At 37.1% G+C, this 26191-nt stretch carries 20 protein-coding genes; 7 read left to right on the top strand and 13 right to left on the bottom strand.

The window, feature by feature from the left end; all coding sequences use genetic code 11:
- Nucleotides 1–12: 12 nt before the first annotated feature.
- The 8 genes from flgM to ACZ11_RS18800 form a co-directional block, all read right to left on the bottom strand.
- On the bottom strand, nt 13–273 hold the full coding sequence (flgM, locus tag ACZ11_RS18835; protein ID WP_049668078.1) for a flagellar biosynthesis anti-sigma factor FlgM: 261 nt from the start codon (nt 271–273) through the stop codon (nt 13–15).
- Between the two features lie 234 nt (nt 274–507).
- Nucleotides 508–921: a TIGR03826 family flagellar region protein gene (locus tag ACZ11_RS18830; protein WP_049668077.1), complete on the bottom strand. Its 414-nt coding sequence runs from the start codon at nt 919–921 to the stop codon at nt 508–510.
- 297 nt (nt 922–1218) lie between these two features.
- Nucleotides 1219–1809, bottom strand: a complete 591-nt coding sequence (locus ACZ11_RS18825) for a ComF family protein (RefSeq protein ID WP_049668076.1) — start codon at nt 1807–1809, stop codon at nt 1219–1221.
- Nucleotides 1806–3173, bottom strand: a complete 1368-nt coding sequence (locus ACZ11_RS18820; protein ID WP_049668075.1) for a DEAD/DEAH box helicase — start codon at nt 3171–3173, stop codon at nt 1806–1808. Before ACZ11_RS18820 ends, ACZ11_RS18825 begins: the two co-directional genes overlap by 4 nt.
- A gap of 131 nt (nt 3174–3304) precedes the next feature.
- A complete protein-coding gene (locus ACZ11_RS18815) occupies nt 3305–4147 on the bottom strand; it encodes a DegV family protein (RefSeq protein ID WP_049668074.1) in 843 nt (280 codons plus the stop codon).
- A 517-nt stretch (nt 4148–4664) separates the two neighbouring features.
- Nucleotides 4665–5225 carry a nuclear transport factor 2 family protein gene (locus tag ACZ11_RS18810; RefSeq protein ID WP_049668073.1) on the bottom strand — a complete coding sequence of 187 codons (561 nt, stop codon included), beginning with the start codon at nt 5223–5225 and terminating at the stop codon, nt 4665–4667.
- A gap of 421 nt (nt 5226–5646) precedes the next feature.
- Nucleotides 5647–6321: a response regulator gene (locus ACZ11_RS18805; RefSeq protein WP_049668072.1), complete on the bottom strand. Its 675-nt coding sequence runs from the start codon at nt 6319–6321 to the stop codon at nt 5647–5649.
- 35 nt (nt 6322–6356) lie between these two features.
- Nucleotides 6357–7505, bottom strand: a complete 1149-nt coding sequence (locus ACZ11_RS18800; protein ID WP_049668071.1) for a sensor histidine kinase — start codon at nt 7503–7505, stop codon at nt 6357–6359.
- A gap of 156 nt (nt 7506–7661) precedes the next feature.
- On the opposite strand from ACZ11_RS18800, the gene ACZ11_RS18795 reads away from it, so the two are divergent.
- A complete protein-coding gene (locus ACZ11_RS18795) occupies nt 7662–8297 on the top strand; it encodes a YigZ family protein (protein WP_049668070.1) in 636 nt (211 codons plus the stop codon).
- A 141-nt stretch (nt 8298–8438) separates the two neighbouring features.
- Complete coding sequence (locus tag ACZ11_RS18790; RefSeq protein WP_049668069.1) at nt 8439–9488, top strand: LCP family protein; 1050 nt, start codon at nt 8439–8441, stop codon at nt 9486–9488.
- 424 nt (nt 9489–9912) lie between these two features.
- On the opposite strand, the gene ACZ11_RS18780 is transcribed toward ACZ11_RS18790, so the two are convergent.
- On the bottom strand, nt 9913–10977 hold the full coding sequence (locus tag ACZ11_RS18780) for a glycosyltransferase family 4 protein (protein WP_049668067.1): 1065 nt from the start codon (nt 10975–10977) through the stop codon (nt 9913–9915).
- A 225-nt stretch (nt 10978–11202) separates the two neighbouring features.
- Between ACZ11_RS18780 and secA2 the strand changes: the two genes are divergently transcribed.
- Both secA2 and ACZ11_RS18770 read left to right on the top strand, forming a co-directional pair.
- Nucleotides 11203–13566: an accessory Sec system translocase SecA2 gene (secA2, locus tag ACZ11_RS18775; RefSeq protein ID WP_049668066.1), complete on the top strand. Its 2364-nt coding sequence runs from the start codon at nt 11203–11205 to the stop codon at nt 13564–13566.
- Nucleotides 13566–14465, top strand: a complete 900-nt coding sequence (locus ACZ11_RS18770; protein ID WP_049668065.1) for an accessory Sec system S-layer assembly protein — start codon at nt 13566–13568, stop codon at nt 14463–14465. The genes secA2 and ACZ11_RS18770 overlap by 1 nt, the downstream gene beginning before the upstream one ends.
- A 704-nt stretch (nt 14466–15169) precedes the next feature.
- On the opposite strand, the gene ACZ11_RS18760 is transcribed toward ACZ11_RS18770, so the two are convergent.
- Complete coding sequence (locus ACZ11_RS18760; protein WP_049668063.1) at nt 15170–16090, bottom strand: C40 family peptidase; 921 nt, start codon at nt 16088–16090, stop codon at nt 15170–15172.
- Nucleotides 16091–16339: 249 nt separating this feature from the next.
- Here ACZ11_RS18760 and brnQ point away from each other — a divergent pair, with 249 nt between their 5' ends.
- The 3 genes from brnQ to ACZ11_RS18745 all read left to right on the top strand — a co-directional run bounded on the left by brnQ (nt 16340) and on the right by ACZ11_RS18745 (nt 21582).
- Nucleotides 16340–17659, top strand: coding sequence for a branched-chain amino acid transport system II carrier protein (gene brnQ, locus ACZ11_RS18755; protein WP_049668062.1), 1320 nt, complete (start codon nt 16340–16342; stop codon nt 17657–17659).
- A 206-nt stretch (nt 17660–17865) separates the two neighbouring features.
- A complete protein-coding gene (locus tag ACZ11_RS18750; RefSeq protein ID WP_049668061.1) occupies nt 17866–19248 on the top strand; it encodes a S41 family peptidase in 1383 nt (460 codons plus the stop codon).
- A gap of 303 nt (nt 19249–19551) precedes the next feature.
- Nucleotides 19552–21582: an S-layer homology domain-containing protein gene (locus ACZ11_RS18745; protein WP_049668060.1), complete on the top strand. Its 2031-nt coding sequence runs from the start codon at nt 19552–19554 to the stop codon at nt 21580–21582.
- A gap of 177 nt (nt 21583–21759) precedes the next feature.
- Here the strand turns inward: ACZ11_RS18745 and ACZ11_RS18740 are convergent, their stop codons facing one another.
- From ACZ11_RS18740 to ACZ11_RS18730, 3 genes are all read right to left on the bottom strand, one after another.
- The gene (locus ACZ11_RS18740; protein WP_053093236.1) at nt 21760–23667 is read right to left on the bottom strand and encodes an N-acetylmuramoyl-L-alanine amidase; all 1908 of its coding nucleotides are present in this window, start codon (nt 23665–23667) and stop codon (nt 21760–21762) included.
- Between the two features lie 219 nt (nt 23668–23886).
- Nucleotides 23887–24798, bottom strand: coding sequence for a C40 family peptidase (locus ACZ11_RS18735; RefSeq protein ID WP_049668059.1), 912 nt, complete (start codon nt 24796–24798; stop codon nt 23887–23889).
- 220 nt (nt 24799–25018) lie between these two features.
- Complete coding sequence (locus tag ACZ11_RS18730; protein ID WP_053093235.1) at nt 25019–26098, bottom strand: CAP and S-layer homology domain-containing protein; 1080 nt, start codon at nt 26096–26098, stop codon at nt 25019–25021.
- Nucleotides 26099–26191 lie beyond the last annotated feature (93 nt).

The following is a 26191-nucleotide window of genomic DNA, read 5'->3' as shown; positions in this document are numbered from 1 at the left end:
TTCTGATATTCCTTAGAAACGATAATATTTCAGCATATCTTCAGCAACTTTGCGAGCGTCCACTTTGTATTCACCAGAAGCGATATCTTCTTTTAATTGTTTTACGCGTTCTGCACGCTCTGTGCTGTATGTTGAAACCCCTTGCATCTCCTGTGCAGTCTTTGAAATTTCAATTTTATCTGCGAAGGATGCTTTGTTAGTATCTGATTTTACATTGCGCACCTGATTTTTATAGGCGTTCACTGCATTAATCCCATAAGATGTAATTTTCATTTATTACCCCCCTATCTAAAAAGCTATCTTCCTATTATTTCGGATTGTCTCACATAATGTTAAGTTTTCAAATATAAAAAAGTGTGCTAATTTTGTTTAAAATTAACACACTTTAGACCTATCAAATATGCCTCGGCATATTTGTAGCTGACGCTTCGCTTTCGCGCAGATAAACAATGCGTCCGGAATCGGCTTTGTGCTTGCAAAGAGAGTTTGGACACTCGCTGAAAGAAGTTAACGTTTTCGTTCTGAGTGATATGTTACACGATCACGTTCGACCACACTTTCGCGGAACTCCTTCGCTGCTTCGAATGTGCGTAGCTCTGCCTTCAATTCATTCTGACATTTTGTACAAAGCTTGCCTGTTGTAGTTAGGTGACCACAGTTATCACATGGATAGCCAAGATTAGGGAACATCGCAGTCTGTAAGCGCCCCTTGCGCACCCATTTATACAATAACTCTTCTTCAGCTCCAGTTGCTTCAACAATACGTTCTACTGTCGCAGCACGGTTTTCACGTTTACGTAAAAAGCGATAAACGATTTGATATAAATCTTCTTCAGATTGAGCACATTTATGACATACTTCTCTGACCCCTGTATAGTTAAAAAACTCATTACATTTCGGACAATTACGAACCTCTGCCATCTACTATTCCTCCTCTTAAATCAATTTCGCCTTGGCGTAATTGCGTCCGGATTATGAATTGTGCCCAGGCCGACACGATGTCGGTCATTTCGGTAATGCCACAGGACGTGGCGTGTTTACCGATGCAGGTCAGTTAGCCGTTTTCACAGGATGCGAAGGTTTTAGGCTAACATCCTTTATTCATTCCTTTCAAAATCCGTGACATCCGCCGGAGGCATTATCTTCATTTGTATGAAGATAATAAGCTAAACAAATCTTATAAACTCGTAAACTATTATACACAATGCATTAGCATTTTCATCCATTAATTAGTGTGAAGCTTTTGACATTTTTCGCACCCGCATTTATTAAAATCTCGGTGGCATGATGCAAAGTAGTTCCTGTCGTTTTTATATCGTCAAAAAGAAGATATTCTTTATGCTCTACATGCGCTCCAGTCATCAGACGGAAAAGGGGAGCTACTTGGATTCGTTGCTCTCTATTTTTGGAGCTTTGTGTTTCTGACGTTGTCTTTTCTAAAAGTTGTACAAAAGGAATAGTAGCAGCCTTTAATAGCTCCTCCATATGCGAAAAGGTACGTTCCCTTTGCTTAAGGGGATGCATAGGAATCGGGATTATGGTTGCTTTTTCATGTTTCAATCGTGCATGTAGCTCCTGCCGAAATACTTTAGCGAGTGCGACATCCTGAAGAAATTTATATTGATGCAAATAATCCTTCATCGCATCGTTATATTGGTAAAGTGCTGTTGCTGTTGGAGAATATTCAAATCGAGCTGAACACCTATCACAGATGGTAGGTTGAAATTGTTTAGTTAAAAGTATTTTCCATGAAATTGCTGATTGCAAAGGCTGTGAGCATAATAAGCAAAGTGTTTCAATTTTATTCATTGTGAAAATCCCTTCTTATTATAATAAAGAATTTTTGTACGCGCATCATCCATTTCAGTCGTAATACCATGATGAAAAAATACGACGTCTCCATCTGCAAAATCAGCATTTCGTCCAACTCGCCCAGCGATTTGAATAAGTGCACTTGAAGTGAAAATCGTTGACTCTGCCCCAATAACTGCAACCTGTACATTCCTTATCGTAATTCCTCTTTCTAAAATGGTCGTTGTCAGTAAACCTGGAACTTCTTCATGGCGTAGTTTAAGCACTTTTTCTTTTCGCTCAGGATCTTCAGCATGCACCGCCACGATGCTTCCATCTAATAACCGAAAAAGTGGCGTAGCTATTTTCATTAATTCTACTTTCGGAAAAAATAATAGAAAAGGTTCTTTGCGTGTAAGGCGCTCCTCTGTCCATTGTTTAAGCTTGCGTGGAATTTTTCCACGCTTTAAGCTTTTTTCATAGTTCCATAGGGAATGAAATCGAGGGACTGGTAATGGACGGTTATGATAGCGCTTTGGGATAAATGAATAGCTTTCATTTTGGTACTGAGTCAGTAATTTATGCGAAGGTGTTGCTGTAACCAACATTATTGGCGCGTTTGCCGTTTTTGCCTTTTGCACAGCGCTTTGTAAGGTTTCATCAAATGTATAGGGAAATGCATCAGCTTCATCAACAATCATGACGTCAAACGCTCGTTCAAAACGATAAAGCTGATGAGTTGTAGCTAACACAAGCTGCGCATAACCCTCCTGCTTTGGTGATCCACCATATAGTGCATGGATTATCGTTTGCGGGAAAACTGTTTGAAAGCGCGGATATAACTCTAGCACTACATCTGTACGCGGCGTAGCGATACATACCCGTAAGCCCTGCTCTAACGCATAATTTACAGTCGGAAAGAGCAGCTCTGTTTTTCCTGCTCCACATACTGCATGGGTAAGATGGGAACGTTTTGAATTAACACTTTCTAGCATTTCATTTGCCGCCCGCTGTTGAAGTACTGTAAATTGCCCTGCCCATTTGAGTGAATGCTTTCTTATTCTAATTGCACGAGGGCCTGTCCAAATCATCAATTGCGTACAGCTACTCACTCTCCCCATATTCAGACAATGTCTACAATATACGCATTGCTGCTGGCATTTTGAACAATCAAATGTTGTGAATCGCTGAGGATTCTCATTATGGCAACGATTGCATTTTAGATGTGGCTCTTTTTGAATTCCTTCTATTACATGAATATATTTGCGATTAATTGATTTCTCGATATCTTCCTTTGAAAATGGGGTATACTCCTTTAACCAGATACGTCCTTCATGAAAATCTCGTAATGCAGGTGGCAATAACCAGCCTTTGTATTTCATTGCTTTGCTCCTTTCGTATGGGTGATTTTTATCAGCGATGTTCAAGATTTACCGGCGATTCTCCCGCTTCACCCGGCAATAAAATAAAAAAAGCCTCTACAAATTTACTGTAGAGACTGTCTCACTTAAGATTATTTTTTTGTCCAGCCTAGTCCCATTGCGCCTTCACCTAAGTGTGTGCCAATGACAGGACCGAAATAGCTTAATTTAAAGTTAACGTTCGGGTAGGTTGCTGCTAGTTGTGCTAGCCATTCTTCTGCTTCAGCCTCGCAATTGGCGTGAATCACGACAGCTTCCAGTGCTTCATACTTTTGAACATCCTCAGCTAGTAGCTCCTCCGCACGCTTTAATGCTTTTTTACGCGTACGAATTTTTTCAAAAGGTACAATAACCTTGTCCACAAAATGAAGTACCGGCTTTACTTGTAATAAGCCGCCAATTAATGCCGCTGCTGAAGACAAACGTCCCCCACGTTGTAAGTGCGCTAAGTCATCTACAATGAAGTAAGCACGAATTGATTGCTTCATGTCCGCCAATGTAGCAAGAATTTCTTTTGCAGAACAGCCCTGAGCCGCCATTTCAGCTGCTCGTAAAGCGTAAAAACCCTGTACCGCACAGGATATTTCACTATCAAAAGCGTACACATCAATGCCTTCAACCATATCGCCTGCTTGAAATGCACCTTGATATGTTCCACTGATTCCACTTGATAAATGAATAGATATTACTTCATCATACTCTTTTGCCAGTTCTTCAAAAAGAGAGGCAAATTCTCCAATTGGGGGCTGCGTTGTTTTTGGGAATTCTTTTGCCCCTCGTACTTTATCATAAAATTCAGATGCTGTGATATCTACTTCTTCTGCAAATAGTTGCCCTGAGATATTTACACTTAACGGAATCATATGAATGTTTAAGCGTCCTCGTTCCTCAGCCGAAATATATGCAGTACTATCTGTTACGATTGCTGTCCTCATCCATTTCCACTCTCCTATTCTACTTAGTTTACAATCAATTGCGCCTCTGCGCAATTGTTGCTGACGCTTCGCTTTCGCACAAATAAAAAAATTGTTGCTGACGCTTTGCTTTCGCTACAGATAAAAAGAAATGAATGTGAAATGAATTACGACATTACGTAATCCCGTCCGAATGTCGAATAGGAGCGAGTACACTCCCATCTTTCATCATTCTAGACAACTGCTAAATTATTAGATTTAGCATCCATTTCACATTCATTTTCTATGTAATAGTTCCTTTAGCAAAATTAAATTCCTAAAGGTTTATCTTCATTCAATTAATCCTTCTTTTAAGTAAATAAAGGCTCATCACCATAACTTGGGGTTGATTTCCGTTCCAGCTAGGCAAGTCCAATGAGGAGTTGGGCGTGATGCTTTTTGCCTTCGTTCCTCTATCTAGCTCACTCTTGACGCTAATCTCAGAAAATCACCCAACCTCAACTTTTAGTGATGGGCCTGCATGAAGTTATCCTCATTTTTATTTGCCAGTGCTTGATTTCGTGTCATCTCCAGTATAGAAGACGCTAGTGACCTTCCAGTGTCCATCTTCTTTGACGAATACTGTAACTTGTTGTCCTGCACTTTCATGCTTCACATTTGTTGTAGTTTGTACTAAATGCAATGTTACATTTGAATAGACCTGTGCTTCGTTTTCGCTATATTTTATAATCGTAGTATCTTTAGCATTTCGTTTAACGTCTGACTGTTTAAATACTTCTGTCGTGTATTTTTTTTCTTCTTCATAATTGAAACCTTTTGGATTCTTCGAGAGTGTTTGCATATAACGTTCAATTTCTTTTGAATTGAAAGCTGCATTATATTCATTAAAGGCTGCTAATATCGCTTTTTCTTCTTCAGCAGGAATATTTTCTGCCTTTGTTATTTTTCCACCATTCATTTCAAACCCGACAGTTCCATCATCAATGATTTTTTGTCTTTCTTCTGCACTCATATCATCTTTTTTATTACCACAGGCAGTTAACATTAATGTAGTTAACATTAATAGGGTAAAAACTGCTAGAAAACTTTTCTTTAACATCAAAAAACCTCCCGCGCATATTGTAGCATATAAATCCCGTTGTAGGAATTTTGTTGTGCATTTTCAACATTTAGGTGTTACATCTTCCTTATGACGCCCATGGTTTTAAAATGTTGCACTCTTTATGTGATCACTATGTATAAATTGTTACACCTTTATATGACATTTGCTAATGTAGGTTGTTTTTTCAATAGGTGTGAATATTACAGGAGTCTTCTGTAGACAATGCTATATTTTTGCATACTAAAAAAAACTGCTTTAAAAACTACTAAATAATATAGTAGCCTTTAAAAACAGTCTATCAATTATGCCTCGGTATAATTGCGTCAGGAATCGGCTTTGTGCAATTCCGATTCCGCGACATCCGCCGGAGGCTTCAACTTCTTTCAGTTCTGCTGAAGAAGTTATTTAATGTATGCTATTAGCGTACTTCAACCCAGCCATTTTTGATGGCTGTAACAACAGCTTGTGTACGGTCGTTTACATTCATTTTTTGTAAAATGCTTGAAACGTGGTTTTTAACTGTTTTTTCAGAAATGAACAGTGTCTCACCAATTGTACGGTTAGATTGTCCATCCGTTAATAATTGTAATACTTCACATTCACGTTTTGTTAGTAAATGGAATGGGCGACGAATTTCTGTTTGATGGAAGTTACCTTTATTTTCATGCTCAGAAAGACGACGGAATTCCGCTACTAAATTTTTAGTTACTTTTGGATGTAAGTAAGATCCACCATTTGCAACTACTTTAATGGCTTCAACAATTTCGTCAGCATCCATTTCTTTTAGCATATAGCCAAGTGAACCAGATTTTAGCGCGTGTGTTACGTATGTTTCATCATCATGAATAGATAACATAATAACCTTCGCATCTGGGAATTCATTAATTAAATCTGCCGTTGCCTCTACTCCATTTTTCCCCGGCATATTAATATCCATTAGTACAACATCTGGTTGATTTTCAGCATATAAAGAAACCACATCTCCACCATCGTCACCTTCTGCAACCACATCAAACGTATCTTCAAAATCTAAAATACGTTTTACTCCTTCGCGGAATAGTTGGTGATCGTCTACAATAATAATCTTCGTCATTTGTCTTTACCCCCTAAATTTCTCCAACAATCGTTTTACTCTACTTCTAACGGAATTTTAAATAAAACCGTCGTACCTCGATTTATCTCACTTGTAATTGAGATTGTACCACCCAAAATTTCGATACGTTCTTTCATACCTAAAATCCCAAAGGAATGTTCTTTAACCTTCTGCGGATCGAAACCTATGCCATCGTCCTTTACAACGACATTTACGGAATCTTCCAACCACTCAAGTTTCACCCAAATATCCTTACATTTCCCGTGCTTCATAGCATTTGTCACACACTCTTGCACTAAACGGAAAATAGATACTTCATAGTTTGATGGTATACGTTTTTCGGTGCTTCTCGATTGGAAATGAACGTCAACACCAGGATTATATTCAGTCACTGTCGATAAGTATTTTTTTAATGTCGGAACAATTCCCAAATCATCAAGTGCCATTGGTCTTAAATCATAGATTATACGTCGTACCTCTGATAATGCATTACGTACCGTTTTCTTTAAATCAACAATTTCAGCCAAAGCATATTCAATGCCCTTTTCACGATACGTTCTGTCTATTAAATCAGTGCGCATTAATACATTTGCTAGCATTTGAGCAGGTCCATCATGAATTTCCCTAGATAGACGTTTGCGCTCCTCTTCTTGTGCTGCAATAATACGTATACCAAAATCTTGTTTCATTTTTGCTTGTTCAAGTGCTAAACCAACATTTTTTAAATCTGAAGTTAAGTAATTCAAAACGACATTTACTTGATTGACAATATGATCTGCACGTTCAATCGTATCGAGTAACGCTCTTAATCTTCTCTCTAAATCATCTCTTTTATCACGGAGCTGCTTTTCTTGTGTTCTAATAACGGAGAGCCTCACTTGAAAATCATGCGCAGTTTCATACGCTTCTCTAACTTGTTCTTCGGTATAATTATCAAAAGCTTTACTCACTAACACAAGTCTTTGCTTAGCAAGCTGCGTACTTTTTTCTAAAGCATCGCCTTCATCAATAACAATTGAAACTTGTTTTCGAACAATTTCTAGCTCTATTTTCATACCTTCGAAGCTTCTTCGGCTTTGTTCGCTTATAATAAAGATATCATCTTTTGAGCTCATGATTGTTTCTAACATTCGATTAAATATGTCATCAAGCGACTTTAAATCGAAGGTATCATTTGAAAACATAGTATACTCCCCAGTCTAATGTCTTATGATTACTTACTATTTCAATAGACCAATTACATAGTCTACACCTATTATAGCATCCCCATGTTAAAATTTAATGCTTTTTCTTTATGAAAATTATAGAATAGAACTCTACCTTAAAGGAGATTGATATTGATGAGAGAAAACTATTTAACAGTAAAAGGATATGGAGAAAGTGAAATTGTTATTTCAAAATCTCGTTTCCTTACTTATATAGAACGTGTAGAAACGGAAGAGGATGCAATTTCTTTTATTGAACGCATAAAAAAAATGCATCATAACGCAACACACAATTGTTCAGCCTATATTATTGGGGAGCATGACCATATACAAAAAGCCAATGATGACGGGGAACCTAGTGGCACGGCTGGCGTCCCTATGTTAGAGGTTCTAAAAAAACAGGGGTTAAAGGATACGGTCGTTGTCGTTACACGTTACTTTGGTGGCATTAAGCTTGGCGGTGGCGGTCTTATTCGCGCGTACGGAAAAGCGACAACAGAAGGTTTACTTGCTGCACAGGTTGTCGAACGCAAGCTACATCATCTTATGAAAATTACCGTTGATTACACATGGCTTGGCAAAGTTGAAAATGAAATTCGAGGTTCTTCGTATACTTTAGAGGAAATTCGCTATTTAGAAGGCGTCGAAATTATTGTATCCGTGTTAAAAGAGGAAGAAGAACAGTTCCGAAACTGGTTAACAGAAATGACAAACGGACAAGCAAACATTACTTGCGAGAATGCGCAATTTATTGAATTTTTTGTGAGATAAATAGTTTTAATTGCCTAAACAAAATATGCATAGTATAATTCTAACGTTAAGCTAATTTTATCAACTGCATATTATTACTTGTATCTGAATAAAATTTAGTTTAATCGTATTATAATCCCCATAACTTAGAGGAGAATATAAATGAAAAATAAAGCTACTAAAAAGTACAAAAAAAGGTCTTCTAAAGCTTCCTTAATTATAAAAGTTTCCCTACTTCTCATAGCTAGTTTAGCAATTTGTGTAACTGCTTATGCTGTTTACCTTACTAAACAAGTGGAACATGCCGCAGACTCAGCACATGAAAAGTTAGAAGGCCGCGAAGTCTCTGCACTTCGTGAAACTAAAGTAGAGCCGATACATGATAATGTATCTATCTTATTTGTCGGTGTTGACGATAGTGATAATCGTGGGCAAGGTTCTGATCATTCACGTTCCGATGCACTAGTTTTAGCTACATTAAATAATAAAACTCATACAATTAAAATGCTAAGCATTCCTCGTGATTCTTACGTTTATATTCCTAAAGTAGGATATAAAGATAAAATTACTCATGCACATGCTATGGGTGGTACACTGACAACAATCAAGACAGTTGAAACTTTATTAGATATCCCAATTGACTATTATGTACGCATGAACTTCAATGCTTTTATTGATGTAGTCGATGCATTAGGCGGCATTGAAGCTGAAGTACCTTATGCTTTACATGAATTAGACGAATTCGACAAGTTTACAATCAACCTGAAGCCAGGTATGCAACATTTAAACGGTAGTGAAGCACTTGCACTAGCAAGAACACGTAAACAAGATAGCGATATTGAACGTGGTAAACGTCAACAAGAAATTCTTTCAGCAATTATCACTAAAGTTGCTTCCGCTAGTTCTATAACAAAATACGATGATGTCATTAAGGCACTTGGTAATAACATGAAGACTGATATGACATTTGATGAAATGAAATCCTTCTTATCTTATTTATCAGGTGGTGTACCACGCATTGACACATTAACATTAGATGGTTCTGATGATATGTCTACTGGTATATATTATTATCAATTAAATCAAAAGTCTGTTAATGAAGCATCAGAAACTTTGAAAAACCACCTTGGCTTAGATGGAACTTCATCAAGCCTTACAAACAAAGATAGTGATACTGATAGTGATTCAAGTGAAGAAACTTCAGTAAATTAACTAACTCAATAAATCTTATAGCCTTTCCACTTTCAAATCGTGGAGAGGCTTTTTTTATGGAATCATATTAGACGGATAGATCATTAGAGGGACGAATAGATCGTTCAGATAAATTATTTAGCGAAAGCAACTTTATCTACTGGCACAGTACCTAGCTTCTCGAAACGTTCCGACGACTGCTCGAACGTTCTATCTTCGCGGGTATTTCTCTTCCTTCCGCGAGTATTCGCTTTCCTTTCGCGAATATTCCTCTTCCCTTCCGCGAGTATTCCTCTTCCTTCCGCGAGTATTCCTCTTCCTTCCGCGAGTATTCGATTCCCTTCGTGAGGGTATCTCTCTGCATTCCGCGGGTATCCCTCCAAAATCGTTCTAAAAAATGTCGACAAAAAAAGCAATCATACAAAAATGTATGATTGCTTTCACTTTATTTATTAAATATCCGTACAAAGTTCAATAACGGCTTGTAGTTTTTACCAGCCAGTCCGATGACTTCAACAAATATTTCAATGGCTGTTAAAATAACTGCAACTAATAAAATCGCACCCCATACTTTCGCCATTGAGAAAATGATGGCTGCTAAACCAAACATGATGGCAATTCCATAAATAATGAGCACTGTTTGGCGATGTGTAAAGCCTATATCCAGTAAACGGTGATGTAAATGTGATTTATCTGGATCAGACCATTTTTTCTTCATGCGTACACGTCGAACAATCGCAAAGAATGTATCAGAAATCGGCACACCTAGTATGATAACTGGGATAATTAATGAAACGACTGTAACATTTTTAAATCCAAGCAACGCGAGCACGGATATCATGAAGCCAAGGAATAAAGCTCCTGTATCTCCCATGAAGATTTTTGCTGGGTGGAAATTGTAAAATAAAAATCCAAATGTTGCTGCTGCTAAAATGGCAGCAATTGCTAACACGAACATATTGCCCATAATAATTGCCATGATAGCTAAAGTAATTAGGGCAATCGTTGAAACGCCTGCCGCTAGACCATCTAAGCCATCGATTAAATTAATGGCATTTGTAATACCAACAATCCAAATAATTGTTAAAGGAATACTTAGGAATCCAAAATTTAATTCACCTACAAATGGCAAGGTAATCATATCAATTTGAATGCCACCTACAAAAATAACGATAAGTGCCGCAATAAGCTGGCCAACTAATTTGGCCTTTGCGGAAATTTCACGCATATCATCTACGACACCCGTTGCTACGATAATGCAAGCACCAATAATAATTGCAAGTAAAAAATTGCTACCATTTTCATTGATTATCAAAATCGGCTGAAATATAGCTACAGCTATTAAAAAAGAAAGGAAGATCGCCAATCCCCCAAGTCTTGGCATAATTCGTGCATGTACTTTTCGGTAGTTTGGTGCGTCGACAGCACCTATTTTGAACGCTAATCGTTTAACTAGTGGAGTTAACAAAATTGAAGCAACAAAAGCTGCTATTATAGACACGTAGAGCATGTCTCTCCTCCTCAAAAAATAATCTACATTTAAATCCAAATTGATTATAGCACGAACAGGCGCCGAAATATACTTTTTCTATTTATTTTCCACCATTTCACAAATATTATCCCTCTTTTTCTAGATTGGAAGAATGCTACATGCCAAATGTAGTCACCTTTCGTAAAATTTGATAGAATAATGTAGTGTCTAGCATTTAGACAACTTTAAAGGAGCGTATATTTCATGTTCTCAATATTCAAAAGTAATAAAGAGCAAACAAGTGCTCGTCAATTGAAACGCTACTATAAAATAGTAGAACAAATTAATAATCTCGAAGAAACATATGTCAACAAGTCAGATGCGGAATTACGAGAAATGACTTTTATTTTCAAAGATCGCTTACAACAAGGTGAGCCCATTACATCCATCATCCCAGACGCATTTGCTGTTGTACGCGAAACCTCAAAACGTGTATTAGGAATGCGTCATTTTGACGTACAGCTTATTGGTGGTCTTGTTTTAACTGAAGGCAATATCGCTGAAATGCCTACAGGTGAAGGTAAAACGCTTGTTGCTTCCCTTCCCTCATATGTACGTGCATTAGAAGGCAAAGGTGTTCATGTTATTACTGTTAACGATTACTTAGCTAAACGTGACTATGAGCTCGTTGGACAGATTCACCGTTTCCTTGGCTTAACAGTTGGTTTAAATTTACCAATGATGGAAGCAGACGAAAAAATGGAAGCCTATAATGCGGATATTACATATGGTGTTGGGACTGAATTCGGTTTCGATTATTTGCGTGATAATATGGCATATAGCTTAGCTGATAAAGTACAGCGTCCTTATCACTTTGCCATTATTGATGAAGTAGATAGTGTACTTATTGATGAGGCAAAAACACCACTGATTATCGCTGGTAAAATGCCATCTAACGATGAATTACATCGCATCGCATCTATGTTAGCAAAACGCTTCAAAATAGATGAAGATTATGATTTTGATGATGAAACAAAAGCTACTTCCTTAACAGATAAAGGTATTGAAAAAGTTGAGGCTGCATTCAATATAGATAATCTGTATGACTTAGAGCACCAATCACTTTTCCATTATGTTATCCAAGCAGTTCGTGCACATGTCATGTTTGAACGTGATGTTGATTACATCGTAAAGGATGACAAAATCGAGCTTGTTGATATGTTCACAGGTCGTATTTTAGAAGGTCGTTCACTATCTAATGGCTTACATCAAGCGATTGAAGCTAAAGAAGGTGTAACGATTACTGAAGAAAATAAAGCACAGGCACAAATCACAATTCAGAACTATTTCCGTATGTATCCGAAGCTTTCTGGGATGACGGGTACTGCGAAAACACAAGAAAAAGAAATTCGAGAAGTGTACGGCATGGAAGTTATTCAAATTCCAACAAACCGTCCTCGTCAACGTGTTGATCAGCCTGATATTATTTTCAACAAACAAGAAGATAAATATAAGTATGTAGCAGCTGAAGCTAAACGTCGTCACGAAAAGGGACAACCTGTTTTAATTGGTACAACGTCAATACTGCAATCTGAAACAGTTGCCGATTCCTTGAAAAAAGCAGGCTTAAAATTCCAATTACTAAATGCAAAAACAGTAGAACAAGAAGTTGAGCTTATTTCTCAAGCAGGTCAAAAAGGTCGTATTACTGTAGCTACCAATATGGCTGGTCGTGGTACAGATATCGTGTTAGGCGAAGAAGTTCATGCACTTGGAGGTCTATATGTCATCGGTACCGAAAAGCATGAAAGCCGCCGTGTAGATAATCAGCTACGTGGTCGTTCAGGTCGTCAAGGCGACATAGGTGAAAGTCTCTTCATTCTCTCTATTGAAGATGATATGTTCCGCCGTTACGCAAAAGACGAAGTTGAAAAATTCTCAGCAAAAAAGGTTGTCAACGAAGAGGGCATTATTCAAAATAAAGATGCTCTAGAACTCATTAACCGTACACAACGAATTGTTGAGGGCTCCCAATACGGTATGCGTGAATACAACCTAAAATTAGACGATGTTATCAACGACCAACGTACAGTTATTTATGGTCTACGAGACAAAATCTTAGCTGGGGAAGACTTAATGGGCGAGCTTAAAAAAATGCTTCGTGAAACGGTTGAGTTTGCTGTTCTTGACTCTGCACCAGAAGAAATTAGTTCCATTGAATGGAATTATGATCAAATGGAGAGCTCACTTAACTCACTTTTCATTACACCTGTCACAATTGACCGAGAAGTGGGCAAAGTAAAACAAATTTTAGCTGACATTCAACCTTCTGAACAAGAACTGCTCAATCGTATAGAGCAATTCGCTGAAAATGAACAAGTAATAGCTGTTCTTCCACAAATCATGCTTAGTCACATAGATAGTGGCTGGGTGAGACATTTGGAGGTAATGGCTCATTTAAAAGAAGGTATTGGTTTACGTCATTACCAGCAAGAAGATCCAATGCGAATTTACCAACGTGAAGGACTTGAGTTATTCGGTAAGAATTTCCAAGAATTACGTCGTTCTATTATTATAGAGATTACTGGCTTCATGAAAACAATTGAGGCACAACAGGAGGTACAATAATGGGCTTATTTTCATTCTTTAAAAAATCGGACAAAATCGTTCAAGAAAACACAATTGACTCAAAAGACTTACTAGGAAACGCTTCAACTAATTCAGGCGATAATCGCGATGTTGAGACAAAGCTTTCATTCCATCCAGATTGGGATGTACCACAGGAACAAAAATACATTTTCAACTTCCTTGCAAATGAGCTAGAACCATTGAAACCAAATCAATTATCTCTTTCTTCTATTAGTATTGAAGAAAGCAAACGCTCTGGTAAATGGCTTGTTCGTGCATTTTTCCGCTCATCCTTAGCACAAGCAATCGAGCTAGGAGAAATTGAACTTTTCATCATGGATAAAAATGATGAGCTTGTAGCATCTAAAAAATTCGATTTTAAAGCACTTGGCACAATTCCAGCAGAAAGCGCTCGCCCATGGGTGTTTGAATTTGAAAAATCTACAATTAAAGTAGATGAAGTTCCTGAAGATGGTTGGAAAATTGCCTTCAACCTTGTTTCCCTTCGTGGTCATCAATTAGAATTAGATCCATCATGGGAAAAACAATTACCCGCAGCTCAAAAAGAAGAGCTTGCCAAAATCGTCGATACTTTACCAAAGTTAGGTGAAACTGAAGTAAACTTCACTGGCTTACAAGCAAAACTGGCTGATAATGGCAATCTAAATGTATCGATTTTTATCCGAAATGGACACAATAAAGCTATTAATCTAGAACAATTACCGCTAGAAATTATAGATGCAACAGGTAAACAAATTGCTAATGGTTCATTTACAATGGATCCAGTATTAACTGTACAACCGAACTCAACGAAGCCTTGGACATTCGTCTTCCCTGCAGAGCTTGTTGACGCAAAAGATGCCGACCTTTCTCGTTGGACAGCACGCGTAACACAATAAAATGAAACTTTAATCAGTACTTCACCAATCAGATTTTACGAGCAGTTAATCTCCCTGCATTTGAAGGAGAGACTTGTACCTGACGCTTCGCTTTCGGTACAAATTACTGCCCGTTAATGCGGAATAAATATTGAAATCCCTTCTTTTTTCATAGAAAGAAGGGATTTTTTTATTGCCTTGCATGGGTATTTACTTCCCTTTGGGGGTATTTCTCTGCCTTCCGAGTATTCACTTCTCTTCCGCGAGTATTTGATCCCCCCGCGCGAGTATTTCCTTCCCTTCCGCGAGTATTCACTCCTCCCGCGCGAGTATTTACTCCCCTTCCGCGAGTATTCGATCCCCCTCCGCGAGTATTCACTCCCCTCGCGCGAGTATTTACTCCCCTTCCGCGAGTATTTGATCCCCCCGCGCGAGTATTCACTCCCCTCCGCAAGTATTCGATCCCATCCGCAAGTATTCGATCCCCCTCCGCGAGTATTTCCTTCCCTTCCGCGGGTATTCGATCCCCCTCCGCGAGTATTCACTCCCCCCGCGCGAGTATTCACTCCCCTCGAGCGAGTATTCGATCCCCCTCCGCGAGTATTCTCCACCCGCGCGAGTATTCACATCTCTCCCGTAAAGATGTTGATCTTCCTTTCATCGATCCTGACTAGCTCCATGAAAAAAAGCGATTTCTGCATGTATTTGCAAAAATCGCTTTTACTTTATTTTATTGCGTCGAATCGTTTATAAGCTACTAATCTTGTAGACCAGTAAGAGTATGTAACGTCCGAAATTTCAACACCGTCTGTCCCGGCATGGATAAATTTGTTGTTGCCTATATAAATACCCATATGAGATATACCGTCTTTATACGTATTTTGGAAGAATACTAAATCTCCCGCTATCGGATTGTTAACTTGTGTTGTATTACCGTTAAAATATCCTTCGCTACTTTCTCTTCCAATTTTTAAACCACCTTGATTAAAGGCATAGTAAATAAGGCCACTGCAATCTAGACCTTCAGGTGTGTTGCCACCGTAGAGATATGGTGTTCCTACTACTGAATTAGCTACATCTACTGTTTTCTTATAAACAGCTTGTCCATTAGCTGTAGAATCATTAGACGTTCCTGATGATGTTCCCGCACCTGAAGTTCCGTTATTATGTACTGTTTCACTCTCGGATACTGAAGACTCTGAAGATAATTTTAACACCTGTCCAATGTAGATAGTGTCTACCGTTAGTCCATTCCAGTCTTTAATTTCCTTTATTGTCACGTTATATTGCTTAGCGATTTTGGATAATGAATCGCCTTTAACTACTGTATGGGAAACAGCTGTCGTTTTTGATGGTGTTGTCGGTTTTGTTGTTGATGGATTTGTTGTTGATGGATTTGAAGGTTTTGCCGTGTCATTAGTAGCATAGTTTGAAATTTCAAGCTTTTGTGCGACATAAATCATATCATTCTTTAAATTGTTCCAAGTTTTTATGTCTTGTACTGTTACTTTATGGTTTGAAGCGATTTTAGATAAAGTATCTCCTTTTTGTACGGTATATGTTGCTGCTTCTGCGGTCTGTAATGCTAAAAAAGAAGTAGCAATAGTGCTTAAAGCAAGGATTCTTAATTTTTTTGTCTTTTTCATATCAATTTGCCTCCGTTCGTGCTAAAATATTTCCTTGTGTGTCTATCATACTAGATTTTTTAAAAATCAGATATCGGAAAAAGTGACTATTTTTCAAACAATTTATGAATCTTACCGATTCCGACAGATTCTTACAAGTTATAATAGAATATTAATTGCAAGATTAGTATTCGTATGATAACATACACTTCTGTATTTAAAATTTTTAGAAAGTTTAATCTTTTCAATCTTAAAGGAGTTTTTATTTTTATGAAAAATATCTTGCATTTCATCAAGGAAAATTTGGCAGTAGGTTTACTATTATTTGCCTTATTTTTAGGTGCTGGAAATATTATCTTCCCCCCATTATTAGGTCAACAAGCTGGTGAACATATAACGACAGCAATGATTGGTTTCTTAATAACAGGTGTTGGATTACCGTTATTAGCAATTGTTGCTATTGCGAAAGCAGGTGGCGATCTACAAATACTTGCTAATCGTGTCAGCCCTACCTTTGGTATTATTTTTACATCAATCGTTTATTTAGCGATTGGACCATTTTTTGCAGTACCGCGTACAGGTTCTGTATCCTATGAAATTGCGATCGCCCCATTTCTCCCAGAGGCAGCAACTGATCATTGGGCACCACTTTTCATTACTTCTGTAGTATTTTTTACCTTTATACTTTTCTTAGCTATCAACCCTTCAAAGCTTGTCGATCGCGTAGGGAAAATTTTAACGCCTGCTCTATTAGCCGTTATTTTACTTCTAGCGATTAAAAGCTTTATTTCCCCAATGGGTGAACCAGGGGCAGCTATAGGAAAATACACTACGTCACCGTTGACAGAAGGCTTTGTTCAAGGCTACTTAACAATGGATGTACTAAGTGCACTTGTTTTCGGAATCGTTATTTTGCAAGCATTGCGCGACATGGGTATGTCGGATACTAAAAAGCAAGTCAAAACGACAATTTTCGCGGGAATTGTTGCCGCTCTTGGCTTATCATTTGTCTATATCTCACTTGGACAAATTGGTAACACTAGTGTTGATGCAATTGGTACTTTTGATAATGGTGGTACTATTATTGCGAAGTCCGCTGAAGCTCTTTTTGGTAGTCTTGGAAGTATCATATTATCAGCTACAATTTTACTAGCGTGTATATCTACTGCTGTAGGTTTACTGACTGCTAATGCTCAATTTTTCAATAAACTATTTCCTAAAGTTTCGTATAAAACGTTTTTAGTAATTTTCACAATATTCAGTACCGCTATAACAAACGTAGGTCTTTCTACAATTATTAGCGCATCACTACCTGTATTATTAATCATCTATCCGCTAGCGATGGTGTTAATGGTTCTGTCGCTTTTCGATAACTTCTTTAAAGGTGGAAAAATTGTATACATTTTAGCATTAATTCCTACATTCTTTGTTAGTCTGAATGATGGTTTAAAGGAAATGAAGATTACAATCACACCATATGTGAACACTTTAAAAGCTTTACCATTATACGAGCAAAGTTTGGCATGGCTTGTACCTGCAATAATCGGTGCGCTTATCGGCTTTATTATTCATAAGCTAATAAAAAAATAAAAGTTCTTCATCTAACTAGAATCTGCTTTCTTTTGCGAATAAGCCTCATGCTTCTTTTAGACAATGACTGTCTAGGAATCTTGCATAAACTTTCTTTTTCGCAAAAGGCTAGCAGATTCTTTTTTTGTAGGTAATCCCTTCCTTTTACTATTAACGGTTATATGGAAATTCATGTATAATAAAGATAATTTGAAAAGAGGTGTCCTATGAAAAAAGTATTGTGGTCTTTTGTATTCGTTCTAAGCTTTTTCATCTTTCCATTTACAAATGCTTCTGCTGCAAGCAATGAACAACAGCTTGTAAAGGAAATCAAGGGTATTATTGAGGAAAATTATGTTGGAACTATCCATGGTGATTTGCAAAAAGCTAAAACAATTCCTGAAATTATCGAAATGCTAGATCCTTATTCTACATATTTTACGAAAAAGGAATTTGAGGAATTTATCAATAGCATCGAACTTTCAACAATTGGGATTGGTGTAATCATCGAAGAGCATGAAGATGGCATTCATATTTTACAAGTGTTTGAGAATAGCGGTGCCTTTGATGCTGGTGTAGTTGCTGGAGACACTATTATTACCATTAACGGGCAATCCGTAGCAGGAAGCTCTACACAAGAAGCCTCATCCCTATTAGCTGGTGATGAAAACACTAAAATAGAAGTGACACTGCGACATGCAGATGGTAAAACTTCTACTTCAACCATTACAAGAAAAAAATTCACATTACCGAATGTGGAATCTGGATTACTATTTGGGAATGTAGGATATATTGCTATGTCATCCTTCTCAGAAGACGGTGCGAAGCTTGTAAAGGATGCGCTAATTCAGTTACAACAGCGTGGTGCAACTTCTTTTATATTGGATTTACAAAACAATGGCGGAGGCTATGTAACAACGGCTCAGGAGATTACAGGGCTTTTCCCGAAAGCGAAAATCGCCTTTTTACTGGAAGAAGCACATGCCTCTTATAAAGTACGTGCAGTCAATCAAAATGAAAAATTCCCAGCTGATACACGTATTCTCGTAAACCGCTATAGTGCTAGCGCCTCTGAAATGTTAGCAGCGACATTACAAGATCAGAAGTCTGCTATTTTATATGGAGAAACTACGTATGGAAAAGGCTGTATGCAGGGCTTTTTTGAACTGCAGGATGGTAGCTATTTAAAGCTTACAATCGGTAATTTTACAGGTCCTTTAGGGAAAACAATTAATGAAGTTGGGGTAAAACCGAACATCCAAACAAAGACTGCTCCTATTTTCCAGGCGCATTATGATGCAATTAAAGCCCAATATACAAATTACAAAGAGCTTGCAAGTTTAAAAAATGTTTCGGATACTAAAAATTTAACAGTGAAAGTCCCTTCTACACTTTCTTCACAAATGTCTGAGGATAAGATTCAGCTAATTGCTTTAGGTGGTAATGAAGTGCCTATTACAGCTAAAGTAGATGGTCTTTCATTAACTATAACTCCATCAAAACCTTTAACTCCAGGGCGAGAGTATATGCTCCTTGCCCACCCAAAGGAACAAAAAGCTAACAAAGCGCAGCAAGGTTTTTATCTGCGTATAACAACAACGAAAAAATAAAAAATCCCTCTCACCAGTTAAGTTGCTTTCATGACTTAATGTCGGTGAGAGGTTTTTTCTATTCGTGCGGACATACTCTCAAAGAAGCAGCCAAACATGATTCTTTGCGCGCCTCAGTATAAAATTTCTTCCGAATTTATTCATTGTTTTACAAAGCCTCTATCGATTTCCATAAACATAGCTCAAAAGTATAGTTAATGGTAAATTTTTGTTGGTATATTTTATGTTATATCTAACATTTGACCCTTATCTTAATTCTCCAACTTTGGTAAAATAATAGGAGCTTAGGAGGGTAAAAAAACTATGAAAAAACTATCAATAATAACGGTGGTAATGGCACTTGTTAGCTTGCTTATTTGGCAACCCAACATGGCATATGCTGATGAGCTCTCAGGACATATGCATGAAAGTGGTCTACGCTATTTAATTTCCAAAGGTGCATTAAAGCAAGATGCAAATGGAAGCTATCGTCCAAATGACACTGTCACACGCGGTGAATTTGCTACTTACATAGCAAAGGCTTTAAACCTTGAGAAAAAAGATAATATTACTTTTACAGATGTCCCAGATACATATTTATTTGCAAAAGATATTAAGCTAGCTGCTACTGCTGGTATTATCACAGGTTATACAGATGGTTCATTTAAACCAGATGCACATATTTCAAGAGAGCATATGGCTGTTATGCTAATTAGAGCTGTTGATTATCTAAAAATCCCTAAAGGTACGTCATCCATTACTTTTAAGGATAATGCAGCTATTTTTAAAGACTTCCGCCAAGACATTGCTATTGGAGCACAATTAGGGCTTATTAAAGGTAGCTCTAATAACTTATTTTTACCAAAAGATAATGCCACAATTGGCGAGGCATCTACATTTGTACTACGCTTGATACATCTAGCTGACGATGTTAAAAATAATGGTGGTAATTCTAGTAATAATGGCAACAATGGCAATAACGGCAACAACGGGAACAACGGAAACAACGGGAACAACGGGAACAACGGAAACAACGGGAACAACGGCAATAACGGCAATACTGATGGTGATACGGGTAATGGCAACTCTACTAATTTCATCGTAAAAGAAATTTCCAATGGCAATCTTGTTGGTAGCCAAGCCTTCTCTAGCTTTGACGCTGCTGAAAAAGCTATGTCAAAAAATACGCTTGTCATTACGCTAAATGATAAAATTATGAAAATGTCATCGGGTTTTGTTGTAACTAATAATTATGTAGCACTTAAATCTGAAACAATTAATGACCAAATCGCTGTTGCTGCTAATACAGAAATGGAGTATTTAAGCAGTGATGCGACACAAGTAAAAGTTCGTTTAGCAGGTCATATTGGGTATTTAAAACATGCCGATGTCACATTAATCCCATCTGCTTTAAGTAAGGGTCGTTCCTACTATAAAAACGAGAATGGTGAGATTAAACATATTTTATATGATCAGAAATCAAATAAAGAATCATCTAGCTATGTGTATGGAAAAGCGCCAGACTTCATGAAGCAAGGCGAAAAATACTTTAGCTGGAATGGCATTAATTTCACAAATGCTAGTGGCTCTTCGAAAGGTGAAGCCTATAATTACTATCAATTTTTACCTGCACGTGCGAAAACTCAATATACAGCAGCGGAACTGGATAGTTACATTTTGCAAAAGTTAGCTGAGGTTGAAAGTTCAGGGGCTAGTCTTTATAAGGATGCGACGAAGAAAAGTAAGTTAATCGGTTTAGGGGAAGTATTAAAAGAAGTAGAAGCAAATTCTCACATTAATGCCATGCTTATTTTATCGCTTGCCCAACATGAGAGTGCATACGGCATGAGTGACCATGCTCAAAACTACAACAACTTATTTGGTTTATATGTATATGACACGAATCCACTAAATAAGAAGTTTGATAGTGTAGCAGCCAATATTAATGAACTTGTTGAAAAGTTCTTGCAACCAAATTACATTACACCAGGTGGTCCCTACACGAATGGTGCAGTGGTTGGCTCTAAGGCAGTCGGTTTTAACGTTAAGTATGCATCTGATCCATTTTGGGGTGCTAAAATTGCTGGACACTACTATCGTGCCGAAAAAGCATTAGGCTTTAAAGATGCAAAAAATCCATACAAAATTGGTATTACGACAACAACTGGCCTAAATGTTCGTCCAGATGCATCAACAAGTCAAAGTCCACTTTACACATTTAACAAAGTTGGAATGCCAATTATTGTAACCGGCACAGATGCTAATGGTTGGTATCAGGTAATTTCTGATAAAATCCACCCGGAATCAGCCTACATCAGTAAAGACTATGTAAAAATCATTAATACCGTGAAGTAGCAATTAAAGGCTGTCTCCGATTATTTTCGGGACAGCCTTTTTCGATGAAAATAAGTGTACAGGAAATCTAAACTGTACCGAAACCGATGCGCCCATATCTTTTTGGCTCTCTTATTAAAAAACATAACAATAAAAAACTGTCCCAAAAGTGAGTCAATCACCTTTGGGACAGTTTGATTATTGCTTTTTGTAGTATTGCAAAATTCCATTATAAATAGAATCTGCAAATAAATTTACGTATTGATCATTTGTCATTTTATTGCGATCTTCATCATTTGTTAAAAAGCCAAGTTCCACTAAAATTGATGGAATGATCATATTTCGAATTACGTAGTATGGAGTTTCTTTAACGCCACGATTCTTCATATTTAAATTGTTTACAATTTGATTATTTACAAATGTGCCTAAATCAATATCTTCCTGATACATATCTCCTGTTGAAATAGCATAATATGTTTCAGTACCTTGCGCTGAGGTATTAGCAGCCGAGTTTACATGCACACTTACGAAAATCTCACCATAGTTTGCATTCGTAAAGTCTACTCGGTCTTGTAAGGTAGGATACGTATCACCAGTACGAGTCATGTATACTTTTGCGCCAGCATTTTCAAGCTTTTGCTTAACAAGTGTACTCACTTTTAATGTAATGTTCTTTTCAGAGTTAGAACCCATTACCGTGCCTGGGTCCTTACCACCATGACCTGGATCTAGGATAATAATACGATTTTGCAACGGCTTGCCATTTTGATTTAATAATTTTATATAGGATTTATGAACATAACCTGTTTTACCATTATATTCAACATTCGCCCAATAACCTTTAATTTCGTTAACTTTTACAGAGTCTCCCTTGTTAAGCTTAAATAACACGGAAGAAGTTGTATTTGCTTCACTACGGACATTAAGGTTTCCAACAGTAGCTCGTCCTAAAACATCTCCTGAGGCTGTAGGTGGAGTCGGTGTTGGATCTGGATTTGGTTGCTCTGTTGTTTCTGTTGTGCTGTTCGCTACAATATAACCTGGTAAACCATTTACTTGCGTTAAATAATAACCACCAACAGTATTGTAAACTGGTAATTTTTCATTACCTTTAATAGCTGAAATTACTTTTGACGACGAGGTTGCTTTAACATATAAGTTAATAGCTCCTTTAGTTGTCACTTCTTTTTGGACAGTCCCTAATTCATTGCCATCTGCATCTAAAAATTGTGCATAATCTTTATAAACATAAGCGTATGCACCTTTATATGTTACCTTTAACCATTTGTCCTCAACTTGATATACTGATAGTTTTCCGCCTTTATTGACTTTGCCAACAATGTTAGCTTCTGAAGAACTATCCTTCGATTTGCGGATATTTAGACCATCTGTCGTCACTTGGACAAGTCCTATAACCTCTTTTGTGTCAGGTACAGATGACCCTTTAACAGGTAGCTCTAAACGATATTTCTCATTTTTTGCACGTGCTACAAATAATGAAAAATGTGCACGTGTAACAGTATTGTTTGGTAAATACTTATCACCAGTTCCATTTGTGATACCATTATAGTAAATTGTATTTACATATTTAACGTAAGGATTTGTAATACCTACATCAGTAAATGGTGAATCGATGTTTTCATATTCACTTGTGTCTAAGTTAAATGCCTTTGTTAATACATAACTCATTTCATCACGAGTTATAGGCTTTTTTGGTAAGAACTTGCCTTGTGTATTCGTTGAAAATAATCCTAATTGTATGGCACGTTCGATATAGCCAGACATTTCAGTACCTGCTGTTACATCTGAAAAACTAGATTTGTTTACGACTAATGGTTTGTTCCCTGAGGCAACGACAACCATTTTTGCCACTTGTTCTCTTGTTACAGAGTCATTTGGGGCAAAGATTCTTTTCCCATTTACAAAATATCCTTGTATAACACCCAAATTTACTAAATAATTGATTTCTTCATAAGCTTCGTGATTTTTAGATACATCTGCAAATGATATATTTGTAGTTGTATCTGCACTTGCACTATGTATAGTAAACATAGAAGCTGAAATGAATAAGACGCATAAAATAAGACTAATTTTTTTAAAGTTCAATGTCTTATTTCCTCCCTTCCTGTTCTCTTAAAGTATTCATTTTAACAAAATTAACTAACTAATTCATCATACATTAGCACTGTTCAAGTCTCTTTTTCTAAATCACATCCTTTTTTGTGAAATTATCATAAAAATAGAAGAGTCTGCTATTGCAAACTCTCCTCTAATTATAAGCTATTTAAAAGATCTTTTCTTGCAATCAATGAAAATTATCTAAAGTTATTGTTGTAATCTTTCAATAAACACTTTTAGTTCTTTGATTTTTAGTAATTCATCCATACCAAACTGGCCATTGCCATCTCCGTTTGTAACACCGTTAGATGCAAGAATGGAAACATATTCATTAGCCCAGCTATCTTTTGGTACATCACTAAATGTTACTTCTTGACTAGCATTCTCAAGTCCAAAAGCTAAAACTAATACTTTAGCAATTTGCGCACGAGTAATTGGTGAAGAAGGATTGAATTTACCATTAGCATCACCTTCAAAAATACCTAATTTCGTAACAGCTGCAATAGCACCTGCACGCTCATGTGTTGGTTTTACATCGATAAAACCACTATTTTTGTCAGATGTATCTAAATTTAAAGCTTTCGCAATTTGCCCAGCAACTTCCGCACGTGAAGCATATACTGTAAAGTCAATTGCTGCTTGCTTTACTTCAGCTTTTTGTTCCTCATCAAATGTAGCCACACGTTTAGCACCTACGTAACGAGAACTCCAATAATATGGATCGTCTACATTCGAATAACTAACGCCTTGATTAGTTTGTGAGTGGATCATTCTACCGTCACCTATGTATATAGATACATGTGAGATACCACTGCCACTTGTATTGAAAAATAGTAAATCTCCAACTTGAAGATCACTTTTAGCAACTGCTGTTCCTTGTTGGTATTGACCGCCTGACGTACGGTTTAATGTGATGCCTAAATCTGCGAATACTTTAGAAGTAAAGCCAGAGCAATCAAAACCGCTTGTCGTTGTCCCACCGTATTTATATGGAGTACCTAAGTATTTAGAAGCTGTTTCAGTGACTTCAGATTTAGTCGCTGCTTCAGCTGAGTCTATATGAGTTGTTGAAAATAACATGAAAGATGCAAAAATCGGTAATAACCATTTCTTATTCATACTTTTGTTATACCCCCTCTAAACTTTTTTGCCTATAAATAGACTATCATAAAAGGCGGTATTTTAATTTTTCAATTGTGTAACGATTTCAGAATAAATAAAAACGCTGATATACCAACGTTTCTTGGCATCATCAGCGTTAAAAATGGTAAAAATTATTGGTTATTTCTAACATCCGTAACACAAATGTAATATTAGCAACTCTTTGTTACATAACCAATTATTGACTCGAAAACATTTGAACCCAATAATAATTTCCTTTGCTATCCTGTGAAACCGCAACACCTGTATTTGTATAATGCTCTTTCATAATATTATCTCGATGAGTTGGAGAAAGCATCCAAGCTTTTACTACTGTTTCAGGCGATTTGATATTTCTTGCAATATTCTCCCCAAAGCTCGTGTAGGAATAATCAAATAATGTCGCTAAATCCCAAGGAGCGCCATAATAAGGGGAAACGTGCTCAAAATAATTACGTTTAACCATGTCCTGCGCTTTTATAATTGCAATTTGTGTCAGTTTCGAATCATAGACAACAGGCGCTAGGTTATTCTTTTCCCTTTCCACATTGATTAACTGAATGACCTCTTTTGACCAAGCTGTCGAAAGATTTAGTGTTGGTATATAATCCTTTGATAAATAATCATAAGCTACTTCAAGCTGCTTTATTTTTTGCTGAAAATTTATGCTGCGTTCAACAAAAACTGCTAATTGTGCCCGTGTCACTAATTTATCGGGTGCAAAATGCTTGGAGTCTATTCCGCCAATAATTCCTATGTCTGTTAGTGATTCGATAAAGTCTTTTGCCCAGTGTGTTCGAGTAACATCGTCAAATTTACTTTTATTCTTATCATCCACTTTAAACTGATAGGCTAGTGCTAGCATTTTTGCAACTTCCATACGCTTTAAAGGCTCATTTGGATGAAAGGCATCACTGTTTTGTATAACGCCTAATTCTACAAGTTTCCGAATTTCCTTGTAATATGGATGTGAAGCAGAAACATCTTTGAAGTGTAATGAAATCGAAGTATCTGAGTTTGTTTGAATAGACCGAGCAATTGCAGATGCAGCCTCTGCCCTTGTAATAGCTTGCTCCGGCTTAAATGTATTGTCTGTATATGTAGTCATATATTGCTTCGATAGCATATGTTGAATCGACGAACTTGCCCAGTATGAACTAGACACATCAACAGCTTTAGAGGATGCCGCGTCTGCCTTACTAATCCCAGATAAATTTCCAATAGTTGTAGCTTGTAAAACAATTGAAAGTACCAATATACTTATAATCCTTTTAAACATGGCTACCTCCTATATTAATATTGTTTAAATGACCCTCAAACATTGTAATAATACTCCCTATTACATACGATTTCTTCATTGATAAAGTTTCAC

The organism is Lysinibacillus xylanilyticus (assembly GCF_001183605.1).
Lineage (GTDB): Bacteria > Bacillota > Bacilli > Bacillales_A > Planococcaceae > Lysinibacillus > Lysinibacillus xylanilyticus.
Note: the sequence above shows the minus strand (reverse complement) of the source record. Positions and strands in the feature narration are given on the sequence as shown.